Source organism: Curtobacterium flaccumfaciens pv. betae (assembly GCF_026241855.1).
GTDB classification, from domain to species: Bacteria; Actinomycetota; Actinomycetes; order Actinomycetales; family Microbacteriaceae; genus Curtobacterium; species Curtobacterium flaccumfaciens.
The window spans coordinates 3,432,044-3,452,097 of the sequence record NZ_JAPJDC010000001.1; the positions used below are offsets into that span (position 1 = coordinate 3,432,044).

At 70.2% G+C, this 20,054-nt stretch carries 19 protein-coding genes; 5 read left to right on the top strand and 14 right to left on the bottom strand.

The window, feature by feature from the left end; genetic code table 11:
* Nucleotides 1–195: 195 nt before the first annotated feature.
* From ORG17_RS16100 to ORG17_RS16130, 7 genes are all read right to left on the bottom strand, one after another.
* Nucleotides 196–2,082 carry a glycerol-3-phosphate dehydrogenase/oxidase gene (locus ORG17_RS16100; RefSeq protein WP_071245430.1) on the bottom strand — a complete coding sequence of 629 codons (1,887 nt, stop codon included), beginning with the start codon at nucleotides 2,080–2,082 and terminating at the stop codon, nucleotides 196–198.
* A 62-nt stretch (nucleotides 2,083–2,144) separates the two neighbouring features.
* Nucleotides 2,145–3,263: a GuaB3 family IMP dehydrogenase-related protein gene (locus ORG17_RS16105; protein ID WP_027466694.1), complete on the bottom strand. Its 1,119-nt coding sequence runs from the start codon at nucleotides 3,261–3,263 to the stop codon at nucleotides 2,145–2,147.
* A 206-nt stretch (nucleotides 3,264–3,469) separates the two neighbouring features.
* Nucleotides 3,470–3,661 carry a hypothetical protein gene (locus tag ORG17_RS16110; protein ID WP_027466695.1) on the bottom strand — a complete coding sequence of 64 codons (192 nt, stop codon included), beginning with the start codon at nucleotides 3,659–3,661 and terminating at the stop codon, nucleotides 3,470–3,472.
* A gap of 323 nt (nucleotides 3,662–3,984) precedes the next feature.
* On the bottom strand, nucleotides 3,985–4,791 hold the full coding sequence (locus ORG17_RS16115; protein ID WP_027466696.1) for an ABC transporter ATP-binding protein: 807 nt from the start codon (nucleotides 4,789–4,791) through the stop codon (nucleotides 3,985–3,987).
* Nucleotides 4,788–5,678 (bottom strand): ABC transporter ATP-binding protein, encoded by an 891-nt coding sequence (locus ORG17_RS16120; RefSeq protein WP_027466697.1) that lies wholly within the window; start codon nucleotides 5,676–5,678, stop codon nucleotides 4,788–4,790. The genes ORG17_RS16115 and ORG17_RS16120 overlap by 4 nt, the downstream gene beginning before the upstream one ends.
* A complete protein-coding gene (locus ORG17_RS16125) occupies nucleotides 5,671–6,657 on the bottom strand; it encodes a branched-chain amino acid ABC transporter permease (protein ID WP_027466698.1) in 987 nt (328 codons plus the stop codon). The genes ORG17_RS16120 and ORG17_RS16125 overlap by 8 nt, the downstream gene beginning before the upstream one ends.
* A 12-nt stretch (nucleotides 6,658–6,669) precedes the next feature.
* Complete coding sequence (locus tag ORG17_RS16130; protein WP_214526159.1) at nucleotides 6,670–7,980, bottom strand: branched-chain amino acid ABC transporter permease; 1,311 nt, start codon at nucleotides 7,978–7,980, stop codon at nucleotides 6,670–6,672.
* Nucleotides 7,981–8,306: 326 nt separating this feature from the next.
* Between ORG17_RS16130 and guaB the strand changes: the two genes are divergently transcribed.
* From guaB to ORG17_RS16145, 3 genes are all read left to right on the top strand, one after another.
* Nucleotides 8,307–9,809, top strand: coding sequence for an IMP dehydrogenase (gene guaB, locus ORG17_RS16135; protein WP_027466700.1), 1,503 nt, complete (start codon nucleotides 8,307–8,309; stop codon nucleotides 9,807–9,809).
* A 206-nt stretch (nucleotides 9,810–10,015) separates the two neighbouring features.
* Nucleotides 10,016–10,912: a hypothetical protein gene (locus tag ORG17_RS16140; RefSeq protein WP_214526140.1), complete on the top strand. Its 897-nt coding sequence runs from the start codon at nucleotides 10,016–10,018 to the stop codon at nucleotides 10,910–10,912.
* A 166-nt stretch (nucleotides 10,913–11,078) separates the two neighbouring features.
* Nucleotides 11,079–11,480, top strand: coding sequence for a VOC family protein (locus ORG17_RS16145; protein WP_214526139.1), 402 nt, complete (start codon nucleotides 11,079–11,081; stop codon nucleotides 11,478–11,480).
* A gap of 93 nt (nucleotides 11,481–11,573) precedes the next feature.
* On the opposite strand, the gene ORG17_RS16150 is transcribed toward ORG17_RS16145, so the two are convergent.
* The gene (locus tag ORG17_RS16150) at nucleotides 11,574–12,374 is read right to left on the bottom strand and encodes an SDR family oxidoreductase (protein ID WP_214526138.1); all 801 of its coding nucleotides are present in this window, start codon (nucleotides 12,372–12,374) and stop codon (nucleotides 11,574–11,576) included.
* Nucleotides 12,375–12,636: 262 nt separating this feature from the next.
* Here ORG17_RS16150 and ORG17_RS16155 point away from each other — a divergent pair, with 262 nt between their 5' ends.
* Nucleotides 12,637–13,965: an ABC transporter substrate-binding protein gene (locus tag ORG17_RS16155; RefSeq protein WP_071245441.1), complete on the top strand. Its 1,329-nt coding sequence runs from the start codon at nucleotides 12,637–12,639 to the stop codon at nucleotides 13,963–13,965.
* Between the two features lie 153 nt (nucleotides 13,966–14,118).
* On the opposite strand, the gene rarD is transcribed toward ORG17_RS16155, so the two are convergent.
* Entirely contained in the window at nucleotides 14,119–15,081 is a 963-nt protein-coding gene (rarD, locus tag ORG17_RS16160) for an EamA family transporter RarD (RefSeq protein WP_214526137.1), read from the bottom strand.
* A 164-nt stretch (nucleotides 15,082–15,245) separates the two neighbouring features.
* Nucleotides 15,246–15,542 carry a co-chaperone GroES gene (gene groES / locus ORG17_RS16165; protein ID WP_017885484.1) on the bottom strand — a complete coding sequence of 99 codons (297 nt, stop codon included), beginning with the start codon at nucleotides 15,540–15,542 and terminating at the stop codon, nucleotides 15,246–15,248.
* Between the two features lie 160 nt (nucleotides 15,543–15,702).
* Here groES and ORG17_RS16170 point away from each other — a divergent pair, with 160 nt between their 5' ends.
* The gene (locus ORG17_RS16170; protein ID WP_071245445.1) at nucleotides 15,703–16,905 is read left to right on the top strand and encodes a class I SAM-dependent methyltransferase; all 1,203 of its coding nucleotides are present in this window, start codon (nucleotides 15,703–15,705) and stop codon (nucleotides 16,903–16,905) included.
* A 42-nt stretch (nucleotides 16,906–16,947) separates the two neighbouring features.
* Here ORG17_RS16170 and ORG17_RS18415 read toward each other — a convergent pair whose 3' ends face one another.
* The 4 genes from ORG17_RS18415 to tsaB all read right to left on the bottom strand — a co-directional run bounded on the left by ORG17_RS18415 (nucleotide 16,948) and on the right by tsaB (nucleotide 20,051).
* Complete coding sequence (locus tag ORG17_RS18415; protein WP_214526136.1) at nucleotides 16,948–17,706, bottom strand: DUF4190 domain-containing protein; 759 nt, start codon at nucleotides 17,704–17,706, stop codon at nucleotides 16,948–16,950.
* A 125-nt stretch (nucleotides 17,707–17,831) separates the two neighbouring features.
* The gene (gene tsaD, locus ORG17_RS16180; RefSeq protein WP_111191886.1) at nucleotides 17,832–18,887 is read right to left on the bottom strand and encodes a tRNA (adenosine(37)-N6)-threonylcarbamoyltransferase complex transferase subunit TsaD; all 1,056 of its coding nucleotides are present in this window, start codon (nucleotides 18,885–18,887) and stop codon (nucleotides 17,832–17,834) included.
* On the bottom strand, nucleotides 18,874–19,419 hold the full coding sequence (gene rimI / locus ORG17_RS16185; protein ID WP_214526135.1) for a ribosomal protein S18-alanine N-acetyltransferase: 546 nt from the start codon (nucleotides 19,417–19,419) through the stop codon (nucleotides 18,874–18,876). Before rimI ends, tsaD begins: the two co-directional genes overlap by 14 nt.
* Nucleotides 19,416–20,051, bottom strand: coding sequence for a tRNA (adenosine(37)-N6)-threonylcarbamoyltransferase complex dimerization subunit type 1 TsaB (tsaB, locus tag ORG17_RS16190; RefSeq protein WP_111056667.1), 636 nt, complete (start codon nucleotides 20,049–20,051; stop codon nucleotides 19,416–19,418). The genes rimI and tsaB overlap by 4 nt, the downstream gene beginning before the upstream one ends.
* Nucleotides 20,052–20,054 lie beyond the last annotated feature (3 nt).

Consider the following 20,054-nt stretch of genomic DNA (forward strand, 5'->3'; position numbering starts at 1 on the left):
TCCGTGCTTCCGGTCTGGAGGCGCGGGTGGACTCCGCAAGACGCCGTCGTCTTGTCGAGACGCCTCGTCGACACCGAGACGCCGCCGGATCCGGCGGCGTCTCGACGACCAGACGGCGTCAACACGACACGACGGCGTCTTGTCCGACCCGCAGACGCCGGCTTTTCGGTGACACGACGGCGTCTGCTGGCCTCGCTACTCCGGCTCGCTCGTCTTCTCGCCGACGACCTGCTCGTCGGACGCCTTCGCGCCCTCGGCGCCGTCCGAGCGACCGCCGCCCACGACCACGTCGTCCTCGTCGAAGCCGAACGCGATGTCGGGGGCCTCGAGCCGCACGCGGTCCGCACTCTCGTCGTCGGGCTGCAGCTGCGACTCCCGTTCGGCGGCGACGCGCTTCAGGTAGTTCGCGACCTCGTGCTCGGTCGTCTCCTGGTCCCACCCGAGCACGTCCGCCATGAGCTTCGCGGCGACGGGCGCTGCTGACTCGCCGCGGTCCCAGGCCTCGATGGAGATGCGGGTACGACGGGCGAGGACGTCCTCCAGGTGCAGGGCACCCTCGTGCGAGGCGGCGTAGACGACCTCGGCGCCGATGTAGTCGTCGGCCCCCGGCAGCGGCTCGGCGAGCGCCGGGTCCTGCTCGACGAGCTGCAGCACCTCGGTCGCGAGGGTGCCGTACCGGTTGAGCAGGTGCTCGATGCGCACCTTGTGCACGTTGAAGCTCCGTGCGGTGCGGGCGCGTCGGTTCCACGCAGCGGGGTACCCCTCGGCGCCGAGGAGCGGGATGTCCTCGGTCGTCGACTCCGGGATCCTGCCGTCCATGGCCGCGACGGCCTCGTCGATGGCGTCCTTGCCCATCACCCGGTAGGTGGTCCACTTGCCGCCGGCGACCACGACGAGGCCCGGGACGGTGTGGGCGACGACGTGCTCCCGGCTGAGCTGCGAGGTCTGGTCGGACTCCCCCGCCAGGAGCGGGCGGAGTCCGGCGTAGACGCCCTCGACGTCCTCGCGGGTGAGCGGGACGGCGAGCACCTTGTTGACGTGCTCGAGGATGTAGTCGATGTCCGCCGCGGTCGCTGCCGGGTGCGCCTTGTCGAGGTACCAGTCGGTATCGGTCGTGCCGACGAGCCAGTGCCGGCCCCACGGGATGACGAAGAGCACGCTCTTCTCGGTGCGCAGGATCATGCCCGTGTTGGACTGGAACCGGTCCCGGGGGATCACGAGGTGGACGCCCTTCGACGCCCGCACCTTGAACTGGCCGCGGGTGCCGATCATCGCCTGGGTGTCGTCGGTCCAGACACCGGTGGCGTTGACGACCTGCTTCGCGCGGATCTCGAACCGTTCGCCGGTCTGGATGTCGTGGGCCTGCGCGCCGACCACGCGCTCTCCGACCTTGATGAACCCCTCGATGCGGACGCGACTCGCTGCCTCGGCGCCGTACGAGGCCGCGGTGCGCACGAGCGACGCGACGTAGCGGGCGTCGTCGACCTGGGCGTCGTAGTACGTCATGCCGCCGACGAAGGCGTCCTTCTTGAGCCCGGGCATGTTCCTGAGCACCTGCTTCCGGCTCAGGTGCCGGTGGTGCGGGACGCCGGGCGGACGGCCGCCGGACCAGCTGAACACGTCGTACATCGCCATGCCGATGCCGATGTAGAAGCGCTCCCACACCCGGTGGTTGAGCGGGTAGAGGAAGCGCACAGGCTTCACCAGGTGCGGGGCGATGCGCTGGAGCAGCAGGCCGCGTTCGATGAGGGCCTCGCGGACGAGCGCGAAGTTGAGCTGCTCCAGGTAGCGGATGCCGCCGTGCACGAGCTTGGACGAGCGGCTCGACGTCCCCGAGCCCCAGTCGCGGGCCTCGACGATGCCGACGCTCAGGCCGCGGGTCACGGCGTCGAGCGCACTGCCCGCACCGACGATCCCGCCGCCGACGACCAGGACGTCGAGCTCCTTGGTCTTCAGCGTCTCGATCGCGGCCGCACGTTCGTCCGGGCCGAGCTTCGCCGCGGGGTCGAACCCCACGCCGGGCGCGACGTCACGTGGACGTCCGGCCGTGCTGGTCTGCTTCGTCGTGCTGGACTTGGCCATCGTCGCCTCCGGGTCACGGTCGGCGCCGTGGCGTCACCCGGGGTCGTGCCCGGGTGCCACCGTCACTGGTGGTACGGCGCCACGACCACTTCTACTCGCTGGAACTCCTTGGCGTCGGAGTATCCGGTCGTCGCCATCGAGCGGCGCAAGGCACCGACGAGGTTCGCGCGGCCGTCGTGGGTCGGCGTCGGGCCGTTCAGGACGTTCTCGAGCGGGGCGATCGTGCCCACCTCGACCCGGCGGCCGCGGGGCAGCTCGGGGTGGTGCGCCTCGGCACCCCAGTGGTAGCCACCACCCGGAGCCTCGGTCGCACGGGCCAGTGCGGTGCCGAGCATGACGGCGTCGGCGCCCACGGCGATGGCCTTGACGATGTCGCCTGCGGTGTCGAGCCCGCCGTCGGCGATGACGTGCACGTAGCGGCCGCCCGACTCGTCGAGGTAGTCACGACGGGCCCCGGCGACGTCCGCGACGGCAGTGGCCATCGGGGCGTGGATGCCGAGCGCGGCGCGGGTGGTCGACGCAGCGCCGCCACCGAAGCCGACGAGCACGCCAGCGGCACCGGTGCGCATGAGGTGCAGCGCCGACGTGTAGGTCGAGGCACCGCCCACGATCACCGGGACGTCGAGCTCGTAGATGAACTTCTTGAGGTTGAGGGGTTCCTCGGTCTGGGAGACGTGCTCGGCCGAGACCGTGGTGCCGCGGATGACGAACAGGTCGACACCGGCGTCGACGACCGTCTTCGAGAACTCCTGGGTGCGCTGCGGGCTGAGCGAACCGGCGACCGGCACCCCGGCTGCGCGGATCTCGGCCAGGCGTGCTGTGATCAGCTCGGCCTTGATCGGCTCGGAGTAGATCTCCTGCATGCGCTTCGTGACGTTGCCGTCGGTGAGCGACTTGATCTCGTCGTAGTACGGGGTCGGGTCCTCGTAGCGGGTCCACAGACCTTCGAGGTCGAGCACACCGAGGATGCCGAGCTTGCCCATCTGGATGACCGTCGCCGGCGAGGACACGGAGTCCATCGGCGCCGACAGGATCGGCGACGCGAACGTGAACGCGTCGATCGACCACTGCACGCTGACGTCGCGCGGGTCACGCGTCCGCCTGGAGGGGACCACTGCGATGTCGTCGAACGCGTACGCCCGACGTCCGCGCTTGCCTGCACCGATCTCGACTTCGCTCACTCGGACAGCCTACCGGGCGGGCTCTGCGGCGTGCACGGGCCGGACGGTGCGGGCGGAGGGCGCCCTCGCACCGTGCGAGGCCTGCCGCGTACGGTGCGAGGTTCCGTGTTCGGTGCGAGGTCGCGAGGGTCGCACGACGTGCGGAACCTCGCACCACGCAGCCGTCACCACGCAGTCGTCAGCGCGGAGCCGTCACCACGCAGTCGTCAGCGCGGACGCCGCGGCGCCCGTCGGCGCTTCCGGAGCGCCCGCAGCACGAAGCCGAGCAGGAGCGCGAGCACCACGAGGACGACGAGCAGCACGGCCGCGACCTTGACGAGCAACGCCGCCCCGACGAAGAGCGCGATGAACACGAGCCAGACGAGGGCGTCGAGCACGAGGGGTCCAGAGGTGCGCACCCGCGGAACGATACCGACCCGCGCGGGGCGAGCCGCGCCTCCTGGCCGGGTACGACGGGCGACGCCGTCGTACCCGGAAGACGCCGTCGTCCGCGCAGGACACCGCCACGCCCACGAGACGCCGCCGAATTTCGTGGCGTCTCGACGGGACCGCGGCGTCAACGGAACACGACGGCGTCATGCGACCACAGTCATGCGACGCGGGGCGAGCCGCGCCTCCGGGCCGGGTACAGGAGCGGGGCCGTGCGGCGCGAAGCGACCACGCACGGCCCCACCCGTCACGGATACCACCCCCACAGCGGTACCCGTAGTCGACGACAGCGCTAGCGCTGTGCGTCGACGTCCTTGGCGAGCGTCCCCAGGTAGAGCTCGATGACCTTGGGGTCGTCAGCGAGTTCCTTCCCGGTGCCCGAGTACGCGTTCTTCCCCTGATCGAGCACGTACCCACGATCGCAGATCTGCAGACAGCGTCGCGCGTTCTGCTCCACCATGATGATCGACACACCGGCCTTGTTGATCCGGCGGGTCCGCAGGAACGTCTCGTCCTGGCGCACGGGGGACAGTCCGGCGCTCGGCTCGTCGAGCAGCAGCACCTTCGGGTCCATCATCAGCGCACGGGCCATCGCGACGGACTGCCGCTCACCACCCGAGAGCGATCCGGCCCGCTGGTTGCGCCGCTGGGCGAGGACCGGGAACAGGTCGTAGATGACCTCGAGCCGTTCGGCGAACTTCCGGGGCCGCAGGTACAGCCCCATCTGCAGGTTCTCCTCGATCGACAGCGAGGGGAACACGTTGTTCGTCTGCGGCACGAAGCCGACACCGGCCTGCACGAGCTTGTTCGCCTTGAGGTTCGTGATGTCGTCCCCCTGCAGGGTCACCGATCCCTCGCGGATGGACACGAGGCCGAACAGCGCCTTGAGGAGCGTCGACTTGCCCGCACCGTTCGGCCCGATGATGCCGATGAGCTCACCCGGGTAGCAGTCCAGGTCGCAGCCGTTCAGGATGTTCACGCCCGGCAGGTAGCCGGCGACGAGGTTCTTCGCGCTGAGCACCGGCTCGCGTTCCAGCGTGGCCGCCGGGGACGGACTGGAGGCACTGCTCGCGTTCGTGGGGTCCGTTGCGTCCGTCATCGGGTCGTCTCCTCTGCTGCGTCCTCTTCGGCGACTTCCTCCGCCAGTTCCTCGAAGGTCTCCTCGGTGAGGAGCGAGTCGTCACCCAGGTCGGTGTCGTGGTGCGCACCGAGGTAGGCGTCGATCACGGCCTGGTCGTCCATCACCGTGTCCGCCGGGCCCTCGGCGACGACCTTCCCCTCGGCCATCACGACCACCCAGTCCGAGATGTGCCGGACCATGTGCATGTCGTGCTCGACGAAGAGCACGGTCATGCCGTCGTCGCGCAGGGACTGGATGTGCCCGAGGAGCGACTGGGTGAGCGCGGGGTTCACACCGGCCATCGGCTCGTCGAGCATGATCATCGTCGGGTCGGACATCAGCGCCCGGGCCATCTCGAGCAGCTTGCGCTGCCCGCCGGACAGCGAACCGGCGTAGTCGTCCGCCTTCGTGTCGAGCTTGAACCGGGCGAGGAGGTCCTCGGCCTTGGCCGTGATCTCGCGCTCCCGCTTCGCCCACACCGGCTTGACCAGGGCGGCGAAGAAGTTCTCGCCGGGCTGGTCGCGGGCACCGAGCAGCATGTTCTGCATCACGGTGAGCCGGGACAGCGCCTTGGTCAGCTGGAAGGTGCGGACCATGCCCTTGTTCGCGATGTGCGTCGCGCTCGTCTTCTGCAGCGTGGCGCCGTTGAACTGGGTCTTCGCACCCGGGCTCGGCTTGTCGAACCCGGTGAGCAGGTTGAAGAACGTGGTCTTGCCGGCGCCGTTCGGGCCGATCAGGGCCGTGATGGAACCGCGCTGGACCTCGAGGTGGTCGACGTCCACGGCGGTCATGCCCCCGAAGCGGCGGGTGACGTCGTCGACGGTGAGGATCGGGTCGGCCTTGGGGTGGCCGTAGGTCTCAGACACTGAACGTCAGCTCCTTCTTGTTGCCGAGCAACCCCTGTGGACGGAACACGATGAGCAGCATGAGCGCGACGCCGACGAGGACGTACGAGAACTGCTCGGCCTGCTGCGCGTTCATGATCGAGTCGGGGATGAAGTCGCCGGCCAGCGTGCGGATGAAGAGCCGGACGACGAAGAAGAGCACGGCTCCGAGCACCGGTCCGAACACCGTCGCCGCACCACCGAGGATGAGCGCCGTCCAGATGAAGAACGTCATCGAGCGGCCCATGGCGTCCGGTTGCACCGAACTCGGCAGCACGTAGATGATGCCCGCGATCGCACCGAGCGCCCCACCGAACACGAGCGCCTGCATCTTGTACGAGTAGACGTTCTTGCCGAGCGAGCGGACGGCGTCCTCGTCCTCGCGGATGGCCTTCACCACGCGGCCCCACGGGCTGCGCATGAGCAGGAAGAGCACCAGGGTGAACAGGGCGACCATGGCCCACGCCGCGATGCGGATCCACCAGCCGTTGACGCCGTTGTTCGCGTACGTGAACCACAGGATCGTGGTGGTGCCGTCGGGCAGTGGGCTGAGGGCGGTGAACGGGTCGCGGTAGCTCGACCCGGTGATGCCGTTCGAGCCGCCCGTGGTCGAGGTGAGCAGGCTCGAGCGACCGACCATGCGGATGATCTCGGCGCCGGAGATCGTGACGATCGCCAGGTAGTCGCCGCGCAACCGCAGGGTCGGGATGCCGAGGATGATCGCGAACACGATCGCGACGAGCAGGGCGATGAGGACCGCCATCACGAACGGCAGTCCGTTGGTGATCGAGATCGCGAAGCCGTAGGCGCCGAGCAGCAGGAACGCCGCCTGGCCCATGTTCACGAGGCCGGTGAGCCCGAAGTGCACGTTCAGGCCGATCGCGGCCAGGGCGAACGCGGCCGTCGTCGGGGCGAGTGCCTCCTGGGTGAGCGAGGACAGCAGGTTGAGGATGTAGTCCATGCGCGTGCTCCCTTAGCCGATCCGCTCGGCGCGGCCGAAGATGCCCTGCGGCCGGAACAGCAGGATGAGGATGAGGATGACGAGGGCGGTGGCGTACTTGAAGTCACCGGGGAGCACCAGGTTCGTGAGCTCCACGACGACGCCGATGATCATCGAGCCGACCAGGGCGCCGTACGCGGTGCCGAGGCCACCGAGCGTGACGGAGGCGAACATGAGCAGGAGCAGCTGGAGCCCGGTCTGCCAGTTCACGCCGTTCAGGACGAGTCCGAGCATCACGCCGGAGAGCCCCGCGAGGCCGGCGGCGAGCGTCCACACGAAGCGGATCACCCGGTCGACGTCGATGCCGGAGGCCGCGGCGAGCGCCGGGTTGTCGGACACGGCGCGGGTCGCCCGGCCGAAGCGCGTCTTCGCCAGGAAGAGCCCGGTCGCGACCAGGACCACGAGGGCGATCCCCATGGCGACGTAGGACTGCACCGTGAGGGTGACGCCGGCGAACCGCACGGTCTCCGGGTTGCCCTGCTGGATGCGGACCGTCGAGGCTCCGAAGAAGTACTGGAACGCGTACTGGGCGGCGATCGACAGACCGATCGTCACGATCATGAGCTGCGTGAGGCTGATGCGCCGTCGCCGGAGTGGCCGCCAGATCGCGGCGTCCTGCAGGTACCCGGTCGCGGCGCACAACAGCGTGACGACGATGCCGGTGACCCAGATGTTCCAGCCGAGCTGGTTGGCGAACACGTGCGCCAGCAGACCGCCGAGGGTGACCTGCTCACCGTGCGAGAAGCTCGACAGCCCCGTCGTGCCGTAGATGAGCGAGAGCCCGATGGACGCCAGGGCGATGAGCAGCCCGAGCCGGAGCCCGGAGGCGAACTGCTGCCAGGCCCGCTGGATGCTCACACCCGACGAGTCCGTCGAGGTCGTGGCGCCCTTCTGGTCGGACAGCTGGAAGATCTGCCCGACGTTGGCGTTCAGGGTGGCCTGCACCTTGCGCTCGGCGTCGGCGGCGTTCGTCAGGTACTGGCCCTTCGGCAGGGTGCCCTGGTCGACGCTCACCGTGTACTCGCCGGCCGTGTCGACGCTGACGGACCAGCGGCCGTCGCCGTTGGTCGTGGCCGTCTGGTCGAAGCCGCTCGGGCCGGTCACGTCGACGTCGACGCCCTCGGCCGGTTCACGCTCGGAGTCGGTGATCGTGCCCTGGATGCACCCGTTGTCGGGGCTGACGGTGCACGCCTGGCTGGTGGCGGGTGCCGAGGTGGCACTGAAGGCCGGCAGGGTGACCGCCCAGTCGATCAGGAAGGTCGCCAGGAACGCGGCGACGAGCACGGCCGCCAGGACCGGTCGTCGTCGTGCGTGGCGGAGGCGGAACAGGCGCGGCTGCGCCCGTCCCGGAGGAGTGATGGATCCCACGGAAGAGCCTCTCGTTCGGATGACGAGGAACCTATGGGGATTTTGTGACACCCGTGTTTCCAACACGTTCCCTGTGTGATTCGTACCCGAACTGTGACGTTGTGGAGGAATGCTCCGAGGCGGGCGCGATCCGTGCCTCCAGGCGGAATGCGGCGACAGCCGCTCGCGTTACCATGTCCTATCCGGAACCCGTCGTCGTGTTCCCGGTGTCTCGACACTTCACTCGCCCACGAAGGGGACCCATGGACCAGCCGGATCCGTTCGGATTCATCGGACTCACGTACGACGACGTCATGCTGCTGCCCGGGCACACCGACGTCATCCCGAGCGAGGCGTCCACGGCGTCCCGGCTCACCAAGCGGATCTCCGTCAACGTCCCGCTGCTCTCCGCCGCGATGGACACCGTCACCGAAGCCCGCATGGCCATCGCCATGGCGCGCCAGGGCGGCATCGGGATCCTGCACCGCAACCTGTCCATCGAGGACCAGGCTGCCTACGTCGACAAGGTCAAGCGCTCCGAGTCGGGCATGATCACCAACCCGGTGACCACCACCCCGGACGCCACCGTGGCCGAGGTCGACGCGCTCTGCGGCCAGTTCCGTGTCTCCGGCCTGCCGGTCGTCGAGCAGGACGGCACCCTCGTCGGCATCATCACGAACCGCGACATGCGCTTCGTGGCCACGTTCGAGCAGGCCACCACGTACGTGCGCGACGTCATGACGAAGGCCCCGCTGATCACCGCGATGGAGGGCATCGACCCCGAAGAGGCGATCGCCATCTTCGCGCAGCACAAGATCGAGAAGCTGCCGCTGGTCGACGCCGAGGGCAAGCTCCGCGGCCTCATCACCGTCAAGGACTTCGACAAGAGCGAGCAGTACCCGGACGCCACGAAGGACGACGAGGGCCGACTCCGTGTCGGCGCCGCGATCGGCTTCTTCGGCGACGCGTGGCAGCGTGCCGAGGCCCTGCGTGACGCCGGCGTCGACGTGCTCGTCGTCGACACCGCCAACGGTGAGAGCGAAGGCGTGCTCGACATGGTCCGCCGCCTCAAGGCCGACCCGACGTTCGACGCGATCGACGTCATCGGCGGCAACGTCGCCACCCGCGCGGGCGCCCAGGCGCTCATCGACGCCGGTGTGGACGCCGTCAAGGTCGGTGTCGGCCCGGGCTCCATCTGCACCACGCGCGTCGTCGCCGGTGTGGGTGTGCCGCAGGTGACCGCCGTGTACGAGGCCTCCCTCGCCGCACGCGAAGCCGGTGTGCCGATCATCGCCGACGGTGGCCTGCAGTACTCGGGCGACATCGCGAAGGCCCTGGTGGCCGGTGCCGACACCGTCATGCTCGGCTCGCTGCTGGCCGGCACCGACGAGTCCCCCGGTGACCTGGTGTTCGTGAACGGCAAGCAGTTCAAGGCCTACCGCGGCATGGGGTCCCTCGGGGCTCTGCAGACCCGTGGCAAGAAGACCTCGTACTCGAAGGACCGCTACTTCCAGGCGGACGTGCCGAACGACGACAAGCTCATCCCCGAGGGCATCGAGGGCCAGGTGCCCTACCGCGGTTCGGTCGGCAACGTCGTCTACCAGCTCACCGGTGGGCTGCGGCAGTCGATGTTCTACGTCGGCGGTCGCACGATCCCCGAGCTGAAGGCCCGTGGCAAGTTCGTCCGGATCACGGCGGCGGGGCTCAAGGAGTCCCACCCGCACGACGTGCAGATGGTCGTCGAGGCGCCGAACTACCGCAGCTGAGTGCTGGTCCGGGCCAAGTCTGGTCCGGAAGACGCCGTCGTGTCGTTGAGACGCCGCCGAATTCGGCGGCGTCTCAACGCTTTCCGGGCGTGGTGCGGAGACGACGGCGTCTTGCGACTCCTCCACAGCCGACAACGGCCTGGAGGCTCTCCACCGGTCCGACGTGCGAGTCGCCGCGCGCCGTGGCCGCGTTCCAAGCTGCCGGCATGAACGCGCTCGCCCAGACCGTCCTGGTCCGTGTCCCGTCGGCCCTGCACGAACCGGTGCGTCTGTTCCACGGCGCCGCCGTCGAACGCCCCGAGTGGGAGGCACTCTCACTCCTGGAACGCCGGCGCCTGTTCGTCCGCGCACGGTACGGGTCCCTGGAGTCCGACTGCGTCGTCTCGGGGACCTCGGCCGCGGCGCTCTGGGGGTTGCCCGACTTCGACGCTGCCGACTGGCGGTTGCACGTGATCGACGTCCGGCTCGACAAGACGCACACCGGTCGGGGCGTCGTTCGTCACACCGGGCGGATCCGGAGCGGCGAGCGCGTCGTGGTCGGCGGTATCCCGACGACGTCCCTCGAGCGGACGGTCCTCGACATCGCACGGCGGCAGTCGTTCACCCACGCCGTCGTCGTCCTCGACCACGTGCTCCGGTTCGACCTGCTCCGTCGTGATGTACTCGCCGGCGCACTCGAAGCCCTCGGACGCGTGCGTGGATGCCGACAGGCTGCTGCGGCGGTCGCCTTCGCAGATGCGCGGGCCGAATCCCCGGGGGAGTCGATCAGCCGCGTCACCGCTCATCTCCTCGGGGTTCCTGCCCCGGAGTTGCAGCACGAGTTCGAGACGCCGCGCGGCAGGTTCAGAACGGACTTCTGGTGGCCCGACGCAGGCGTGATCGGGGAGTTCGACGGTCGCCTGAAGTACGACGTCCCCCGAGCCCTCTGGGACGAGAAGACCCGTGAGGACACCTTCCGTCGACTGCCGGAGGTACGCGGGTTCGCGCGGTGGACGATGCGGGAGGCCGGGGATGCACGTGCGCTGGCTGCGGTGCTGTCGGCTGCCGGGCTCCCCTTGTTCCGTGCTGCGCCGATCAGCGCACGTCGCCAGCCGGACTCGTGAGCAGCGGCTGGCGGAGAGCGCAAGACGCCGTCGTGTGGGTTGGACGCCGCCGAGTCCCCGAAACGCCACCGAATTCGGCGGCGTCTCGCGAGCACCGCGGCGTCAGAGCACCACGACGGCGTCTTCACCCCCGGCGTGCTGCGTTACCCGGCGGTAGTGTCACCGCATGGTCAGCGCCGTCTCACACACCACGATCGACTCCCGCGACGCCTACGCCCAGTCGGAGTGGTGGAAGCAGGTGCTCGGGTACGTCGACCTTCCCGACGACCCGAACGCTCCCGGACACGAGGAGTGCGAGATCACGGCACCCGACCGATCGCACACCGAGCTCTTCATCCAGGTGCCCGAGGCGAAGACCGTGAAGAACCGGATCCACTTCGACCTGCGCCCCACCGACCGCACCCGCGACGAAGAGGTCGAGCGGCTCCGCGGCATCGGTGCCGTGGAGCTCGCCGACCTGCGCCACCCGGACGGCGGATGGGTGGTCTTCGCCGACCCGGAGGGCAACGAGTTCTGCGTCCTGCGGTCCCAGGCCGAACTCGACGAGGAAGCCAGCCAGCCGAGCTGACCAGCCCGGCGACCGGCCCGCTGGCCGGACCGCCGGACCGCCGGACCGGCCGGACCGCCAGAGCGCCGGACCGCCAGAGCGCCGGCCGAGCTCCTACGCCGAACGCCAGTCGTTCGACGTGATGTGCGAGCCGCCGTGCGGGCCCATCTGCAGCATCCCGCCGTCCACCGGCAGGGACACCCCGGTGATGTAGGACGACGCACGCGAGGCCAGGAACGCCACGGCTGCCGCGATCTCCCACGCGTTGCCCGGACGGCCGAGCGGGACACCGGGGCGGTCGATGGTGTGCGGGTCCTCGTCCTCGGCGCCGGTCATCCGGGTGGCGATCTCGCCGGGGGAGACGGCGTTCACGGTGATGCCGTGCTCGGCGAGCTCGATCGCCATGGTCTTCAGCAGGCCGCCGAGCCCGTGCTTGGCGGCGTCGTAGGCGCTCGAGCCGTAGCGGGGCTGGTGTTCGTGCACGCTCGTGATGCCGATGATCCGGCCGCCGGTGCCGGCCTGCGCCATGTGCTTCGCGGCGGCCTGCATCGTGACGAAGGCGCCGTCGAGGTCGGTCGACACCGTGTGGCGCCACTGGTCGAGGGTCATCTCGAGGAACGGGGCGTTGTCGCCGGTGCCGGCGTCGGCCACGAAGACGTCGACGCCGCCCAGCTGCGAGACGAGTCGGTCGACGACGGCGGCGGCCCCGGCGAGGTCGGAGACGTCGATCTGCTCGACGAAGGCCTGACGACCGGTCTTCCGGACCTCCTCCGCGGTCTCCTCGGCACGGTCGGGCTCGGACAGGTAGGTGATGCCGACGTCCATGCCGGCTTCGGCGAGTACGACGGCGGTCGCACGGCCGATCCCGGATTCGGAGCCGGTGACGATGGCTTTGGTGGGCTGGAAGTCGCTCATGCGGCGGAACGTACGCCGGGCCTCCCGGGCGCCCTGCCGGACCATCCGCCTGGCGCAGGTCGGGTCGCCACGCTGGCACCGCCGCTCCTGTGCCGATCCCTGTCCCTGCGCACAGGAACGTCACGGCTCGGTAACGAAACACCTTTGCGTACCGCCCCGTCACACGGGCGAAACACATGGACCCTACGTTTCTCGACATCCAGTGGAGGCGTCGCATTCACCCGAAGCGGCACAGCCTCCGCGCAGAGAAAGGGCTCCACGGATGATCAGAACCACCCGTGCCACCGCGGCACTGGCGTTGGCGGGCGCAGCAGCCGTCCTCCTCGCCGCGTGTTCCACCACCGGCAGTGCTTCCCCCTCGAGCTCGGCGTCGAGCGATGCGAAGAAGGATCCCGCCGCCAGCTGCAAGGCCCCGGACACCCCCGGTACGGACGCGCTGAAGATCGGCACGATCCTGCCCCTGACCGGTTCGCTGGCCTACCTCAACCCGCCGGCCGAGTCCGGTGTCGGCCTGGCCGTCAAGGACATCAACGCCGCGGGCGGCGTCCTCGACAAGGACGTCACGATCGACCCGGCGACCGACTCCGGTGACAGCAATGACATGACCGTGTCGAGCTCCGCCGCGACGAAGCTCGTCAACGCGAAGGTGCCGGTCGCGATCGGCGCCGAGTCCTCGTCCGTCACGCTGAACGTCATCGACCAGCTGACGAGCAACTGCATCGTCGAGATCTCGCCCGCGAACACCGCGACCGACCTCTCCGGCTACTCGTCGTACTACTACCGGACCGCACCGCCGGACTCGGTGCAGGGTTCCGCGCTCGGCCAGCTCGTGACCGGTGACGGCAACGCGAAGGTCGCCTTCCTGGTCTTCAACGACACGTACGGCACCGGCCTCCGCAACTCCGTGCAGGCTGCGGTCGAGGCGTCGGGCGGCCAGGTCGTCTACGGCGGCAAGGGTGAGGGCCAGGAGTTCCCGCCCGGCCAGACCACGTTCTCGTCCGAGGTGACCGCGGCCCTGGCCGCGAAGCCCGACGCGATCGTCGTCCTCGCCTTCGACGAGACGAAGTCGATCATCCCGGAGCTCGTCTCGCAGGGCAACGAAGCGAAGATCTACATGTCCGACGGCAACACGGCGGACTACTCGAAGGACTTCGACAAGGGCACCCTGACCGGCGCCCAGGGCACCATCCCCGGTGCCTCGCCGAAGGACGACTTCAAGAAGCAGCTCGCTGCGTTCTACAAGGACTCGTCGGGCAAGACGCTCGCCGACTACTCGTACGCGGCGGAGTCCTACGACGCCACCGTCCTCGCCGCCCTCGCCGCGGTGAAGGGCAAGGGCACCGACTCCGGCACCATCCAGGCCAACATGGCTGCGGTGTCGGGTGCTGACGGCGGCACCGAGTGCGCGACGTTCAAGGAGTGCAAGACGCTCCTGGACGACGGCAAGGACATCCACTACACCGGCCCGTCCGGCATCGGTCCGTTCGACGAGAACAACGACCCGTCGGCCGCCTACATCGGCATCTACAAGTTCGACGCCGACAACAAGCCCGTCTACCAGAGCGCCATCCAGGGTGCGGTGAAGAAGTAGGGCTCAGCCCAGCACCGCTCGCGAAAGCGACAGTCCCCCACGGAACTTCCGTGGGGGACTGTCGCTTTCGCGTCGGTGGCCGGACGCCCGGCAGTGTCCGTCACCGGGTGCAGGACGGACCGACGGGCGGACTGGAGGCCCGTGGTGCGTTCGTCAGACCGGCTCGACCCGGGTGGGTGCGAGCGCCCGGCGACGGGACGCCCGCGCGGCGGCGAACGAGTCCGCCGTCAGCACCACGAGCGCGAGCCACACGATGCCGAAGCCGAACCAGCGCCCGGCGGACATCTCCTCGTGCTGCACCAGCACCCCGACGAGCAGCTGCATCACGGGCGCCAGGTACTGGGTCAGCCCGAGCGTCGACAGGCTCACCCGCCGAGCCGACGACGCGAAGAGCAGCAGCGGCACCGCGGTCGCCGGGCCGGTCAGCACGGTGATGACCGAGTGCCCCCAGCCCTCGCTCGTGAACGTCACGCCGCCACCGAGCCCGGTCACACCGAGCACCACCAGCGCCACGACCGCGATCGGCAGCAGCCACACGGTCTCGATCGTCAGGCCGCTCAGGGCGTCCACGGTGCCGCCGACCCGCTTCTTCACCAGGCCGTACAGTCCGAACGAGAACGCCAGGGCCAGCGAGATCCACGGCATCTGCCCGTAGCCGATCGCGATGACGACGACCGCCACGACGCTCAGCCCGACGGCTGCCCACTGCGCCGGACGCAGGCGTTCGCGCAGGACCACCACGCCGAGCGCGATCGTGACGAGCGGGTTGATGAAGTAGCCGAGCGCCGCCTCGACGGTGTGGCCGGTGGTCGTCGCGAGGACGTAGACGGTCCAGTTGACCAGGATCAGGACGGCGGCGAGCCCCATCACGAGCATCACACGGCGTTGGGCCATCAGGGTGCGGGTGCGGAGCCACGACCGGGTCACCGCGATCGCCACCGCGCAGAACACCAGGCCGAAGACGATCCGCCACGACACGATCTCGAACGCCGCCGCGGGGGCCATGGCGGCGAAGAGCAGGGGCATCAGCCCCCAGAGCCCGTAGGCCACGATGGCCTGCACCACGCCAACGGATGCCTCGCTGCGGACGGGTCGCGCCGGACTCGGTTCACTCACGGAACCATCCTAGGAACGACCGCCGACCCGCGGGACGCGCACCGGGCCTCCAGGCGGGCTGATGGCGGGCTGGTCAGGACCGGAGCACCGGGGTGAACGCCCCGGACGCACGGACGCCCCGTCGGCCCGAAGGCCGGACGGGGCGTCCGAGGTGAGTACTCGACTCAGTGAACGATGACCGCGAGGACGTCGCGGGCCGACAGGACCAGCAGGTCCTCGCCCGAGTACTTGACCTCGGTTCCGCCGTACTTGGAGTAGATGACCTTGTCACCCACGGCGACGTCGAGCGGGACGCGGTTGCCGTTGTCGTCGATGCGACCCGGACCCACGGCGACGACCTCGCCCTCCTGGGGCTTCTCCTTCGCGGTGTCGGGGATGACCAGACCGGAAGCGGTGGTCTGCTCCGCCTCGACCTGGCGGATGACGATGCGATCCTCGAGCGGCTTGATGCTGACGGCCACGGTGACCTCTTCTTTCTCGGTACGGACTCGGTACAGATGAAAACCGGGTTGGCACTTCGCACAGGAGAGTGCCAACGCCAACTCTAGGGGGCCTCTGGCACTCGGTCAATCCGAGTGCCAGCACATCCGGAGAACACGCAGCACCTGCGAGGATCGACGCATGGACGCCGCCGAACTCACCGCACTGCTGACCCCCGACGGGATGGCCCTGCTCGACCGTACCCCGGGCGTCTCCGACGGCGGCGAGATCGTCCGCGTGGTGTCCCGGCTGCGCGCCGAGGGCCACGATCCCCGACTGGTCGCCGCGGTGCTGACCCAGGCGAAGCTGCGGCTGAAGGCCCGCGGCAAGTTCGGCGACTTCGCCTCCCGCATGCTCTTCACCGAGGCCGGGCTCGAGCAGGCCACCCGGCTGCAGGTCGCGGCCCAGCACGCAGGACGCTTCGCCGCGGCCGGGCTGACCCGTGTCGCCGACCTCGGTTGCGGCATCGGCGGGGACGCCATGGCGATGGCGGCGCTCGACCTCGACGTCACCGCCGTCGACCGCGACGAGGTGACGGCGGCCGTCGCGACCCACAACCTGGCGGTCTGGCCGAACGCGCGGGTGGAACTCGGTGATGCCGCGTCCTTCGACCTGTCCTCGGTGGACGGCGTGTGGATGGACCCCGCACGCCGCACCTCCGGCCACTCGGACACCCGCCGCCTCGCCGACCCGGACGACTGGTCGCCGTCGCTCGACACCGTGTTCGCCGCGGCCACGACGACGCCGACCGGCGTGAAGCTCGGTCCGGGCATCGACCGCGACCTGATCCCGGACACCGCCGAGGCGCAGTGGACCTCCGTCGACCGCGAGGTCGTGGAGCTCGCCCTGTGGTTCGGCCCCCTCGCCCGCCCCGGGATCCGCCGCGCCGCCACCGTCATCGGTGCACACGGCATCGCCGAGATGACCGGAGCGGCCGACGCCGACGACGCCGAGGTCGGACCGCTCGGCGCCTACCTGTACGAGCCCGACGGCGCCGTGATCCGCGCACGGCTGATCGGCGACCTCGCACGGGGCCTCGACGGGCACATGCTGTCCGACGGCATCGCCTACGTCACGTCCGACCGCGCCGCCTCGACCCCCTTCGCGCAGGGCTTCCGGGTGCTCGACACGATGCCGCTCGACGTCAAGCGACTGGCCGCGCGGCTCGCTGCCGACGGCATCGGCACCGTCGAGATCAAGAAGCGCGGCGTCGACGTCGATCCGGCGCAGTTCCGCAAACGGCTGCGGTTGCGCGGATCGGGCCGCGTCACACTCGTGCTCACCCGCCTGGAGGGACGCCACACGGCGATCCTGTGCGAGCGGCTCACCGACACGGTCGGCTGACGGCCGGGGGCCGCTCGTGGTGCCCGTTGCGCGGGGGCTGCGTCAGCTGACGAAGGCGCCGGAGTTCGAGCTGTAGTCGGAGTAGTCCGAGTAGTCCGACGCGTTCGCGATCGAGATCCACACCAGGGCGACGATCAGGATGAACAGGCCCGTCAGGATCCAGCCACCGATGATGCCGGCGAGCGCGAGGCCGCGGCCACCCTCGCCGGTCTGCTTGATCTTGCCGAGGGCGATGTGGCCCATGATCGCGCCGGCCGGGCTCGTCAGGATGATGATCGGCCAGATGATGATGCCGCCGAACGCGAAGACGATCGACAGGATCGACAGGACGTTCGTCTTCGGGCGCTGCGCGTAGGGCTGGTACGTGTACGGGTTCGACGCGTAGGGCTGCTGCTGCGGCTGCGCGTACGGGTTCTGCTGCTGGCCGTACGGGTTCTGCGGGGCGCCGTAGGCGTTCTGCTGCTGCGGGGCCGCGTACGGGTCCTGCTGCTGCGCGTACGGGTTCGACTGCTGCGGGGCCGCGTACGGGTTCTGCTGCTGCTGGCCGTACGGGTTCGACTGCTGCTGCTGGCCGTAGGGGTTCTGGGGCTGCTGCGGCTGGCCGTACGGGTTCTGCTGCTGCGGGGCCGCGTACGGGTCCTGCTGCTGGCCGTACGGGTTCTGGGGCGCTTCCGGGGCCGACGGCGCCTGCGGAGCGTCGGGGGCCTGCGGGGCGTCCGGGGCCGGCGAGCCGTCGGGCTGTCCGTTCGCTGGGCCGTTCGGCGTCTCGCCCGGCTTCGGCCACTCGTTCTGATCGGACACCGTCCACCCCTCTCGGGCGTCCGGTCTCTCCGACGCCCGTGTGAATCCTCCCACAGGCTCCCGACGACCGACCGGGTGGGGCCGGCCAGACCTGATCAGAGCTGGTCAGACCGGGTCAGACCGGGTCAGACCTGGACGGTCGTCACCGGCAGGGTCGAGTCCGCGGCGATGCCGAGGTCGCTCGGAGCGTGCCCCTCGGCCACGAGTCGGGCGCCGACGGCGGCGATCATCGCGCCGTTGTCGGTGCACAGGTCGAACGGCGGGATCCGGAGCCGCACGCCAGCGGCCGCGCAGCGCTCCTCGGCGACCTGTCGCAGTCGGGCGTTCGCGACGACCCCACCGCCGAGCAGCAGCCGGTCGACCCCGGTGTCGCGGCACGCGTTCAGGGCCTTGGTCAGCAGGACGTCGACGACGGCCTCGCGGAAGCTCGCGGCGACGTCGGCCACCGGCACCTCGCGGCCCTCGTCGCGGCAGCGCTCGACCCACCGTGCGACGGCGGTCTTGAGCCCCGAGAACGAGAAGTCGTACCGGTGCGCGGCCATGTCCTTCGGCAGCGTCAGTCCCCGGGGGAACCGGATGGCCGTGGGGTCGCCGTCGGCCGCGGCTCGGTCGATCTGCGGGCCGCCGGGGTAGGGCAGTCCGAGCAGCCGCGCGACCTTGTCGAACGCCTCGCCCGCCGCGTCGTCGATCGTCTCGCCGAGCAGTTCGACGTCGCCGACCAGGTCCCGCACCAGCAGCAGTGACGTGTGACCGCCGGAGACCAGCAGCGCGATCGTCGGCAGCTCGATCTCGCTGCCGTCCTCGCGCAGCACGTCGGCGCCGACGTGCCCGACCAGGTGGTTCACGCCGTACAGGGGCTTGCCGGTGGCCACGGCGAGCGCCTTCGCGGCCCCCACTCCGACCATGAGCGCTCCCGCCAGGCCCGGCCCGGCGGTCACCGCGACGGCGTCGAGTTCGTCGAGGGTGACGCCGGCACGGTCGAGCGCCTCGTGCAGCGTCGGGGTCATCGCCTCCAGGTGGGCCCGTGCGGCGACCTCGGGCACGACTCCGCCGTAGCGCGCGTGCTCGTCCATGCTCGAGGCGATCACGTTCGCCAGCAGGGTGCTCCCCCGCACGATGCCGACGCCCGTCTCGTCGCAACTCGTCTCGATGCCGAGCACCAGTGGTTCAGTCGCGCTCACCGAGGGCCTCCTGTCCGATGGGTCCGACGCCCGACGACCGCTCGGCGTCCGGGCCGGGCAGCTCTGCCCGCATCACCCAGGCGTCGACGCCGTCCGGTTGGTAGTAGCGCGGTCGGGTCGCGATGTGCTCGAACCCGAACGCCGTGTACATCGCCTGCGCCACGGGGTTGTCCGCGCGCACCTCGAGGAACACCTCGCGCACACCGCGGCGCCGCGCCTCGTCGAGCAGCTCCGTGAACAGGACCCTCCCGAGCCCCTTGCCGCGCTGGGCCGCGGCGACGGCGATGGTCTGCACGTCGGCCACCGGGTTCCCCGCGAGCGACGAGAGCCCGGCGTACCCGACGACCAGCGGGGCAGAGGTGTCGTCGGCCGTCTCGATCACGACGTAGTACCCGTGCGGTGAGTACAGCTCGCCGGACATCTGCGACGCCGACCAGGCGTCCGTCGGGAACGAGACGTGCTCGAGCCACATGATGTCGTCGAGGTCCTGCGGGTGTGCTCGCCGCAGGCGGAGCCCGTCCGGCAGGGTCACTGCTTCACCCGCTTCGGCGCACCCGGCACCGTGACGTCGGGGTCGCGCAGGTACAGGGGCGTGTCCTGGTCGAACGCCGCACCGGACGCGAGCCGGTCCGCGGCGAGCGAGCCGAGCCTCCAGGCCGGGATGGACGCGACCGTCACTCGGTCCCAGCCCACCGCTTCGGGCCGGGAGGCGCGGATCGCGTCGTCGAGATCGGCGGGCTTGGCGAGTCCGGGGCCGGCCACGCGGACGCCGTCGGCGTCGTAGGCGCTCCAGTAGACCTCGCGGCGGCGGGCGTCCGTGAGGACGACGAACGGCCCGGCGATCCCCGAGTCGCGCTGGTCGAGGGCGACGGCGTCGTGGCTGACGAGGGGCAGGACGGGGACGCCGCGGGCTGCGGCGAAGGTGCGGGCGGCGGCGATGCCGACGCGCAGGCCGGTGAAGGGGCCGGGGCCCATGCCGGCGACGACGCCGGTGACGTCGGCTCCGGTGATGCCGGCCTCGGCGAGGGTCTCGGCGAGGAACGGGCCGATCACCTCGGCATGCCGGCGGCTGTCCTCGGTGTCGCGGGTCGCGAGGGCCTGGCCGGTGGCCGGGTCGACGACGGCGACGGAGGTCCCGGCGGAGGTGTCGATCGCGAGCAGCACCCG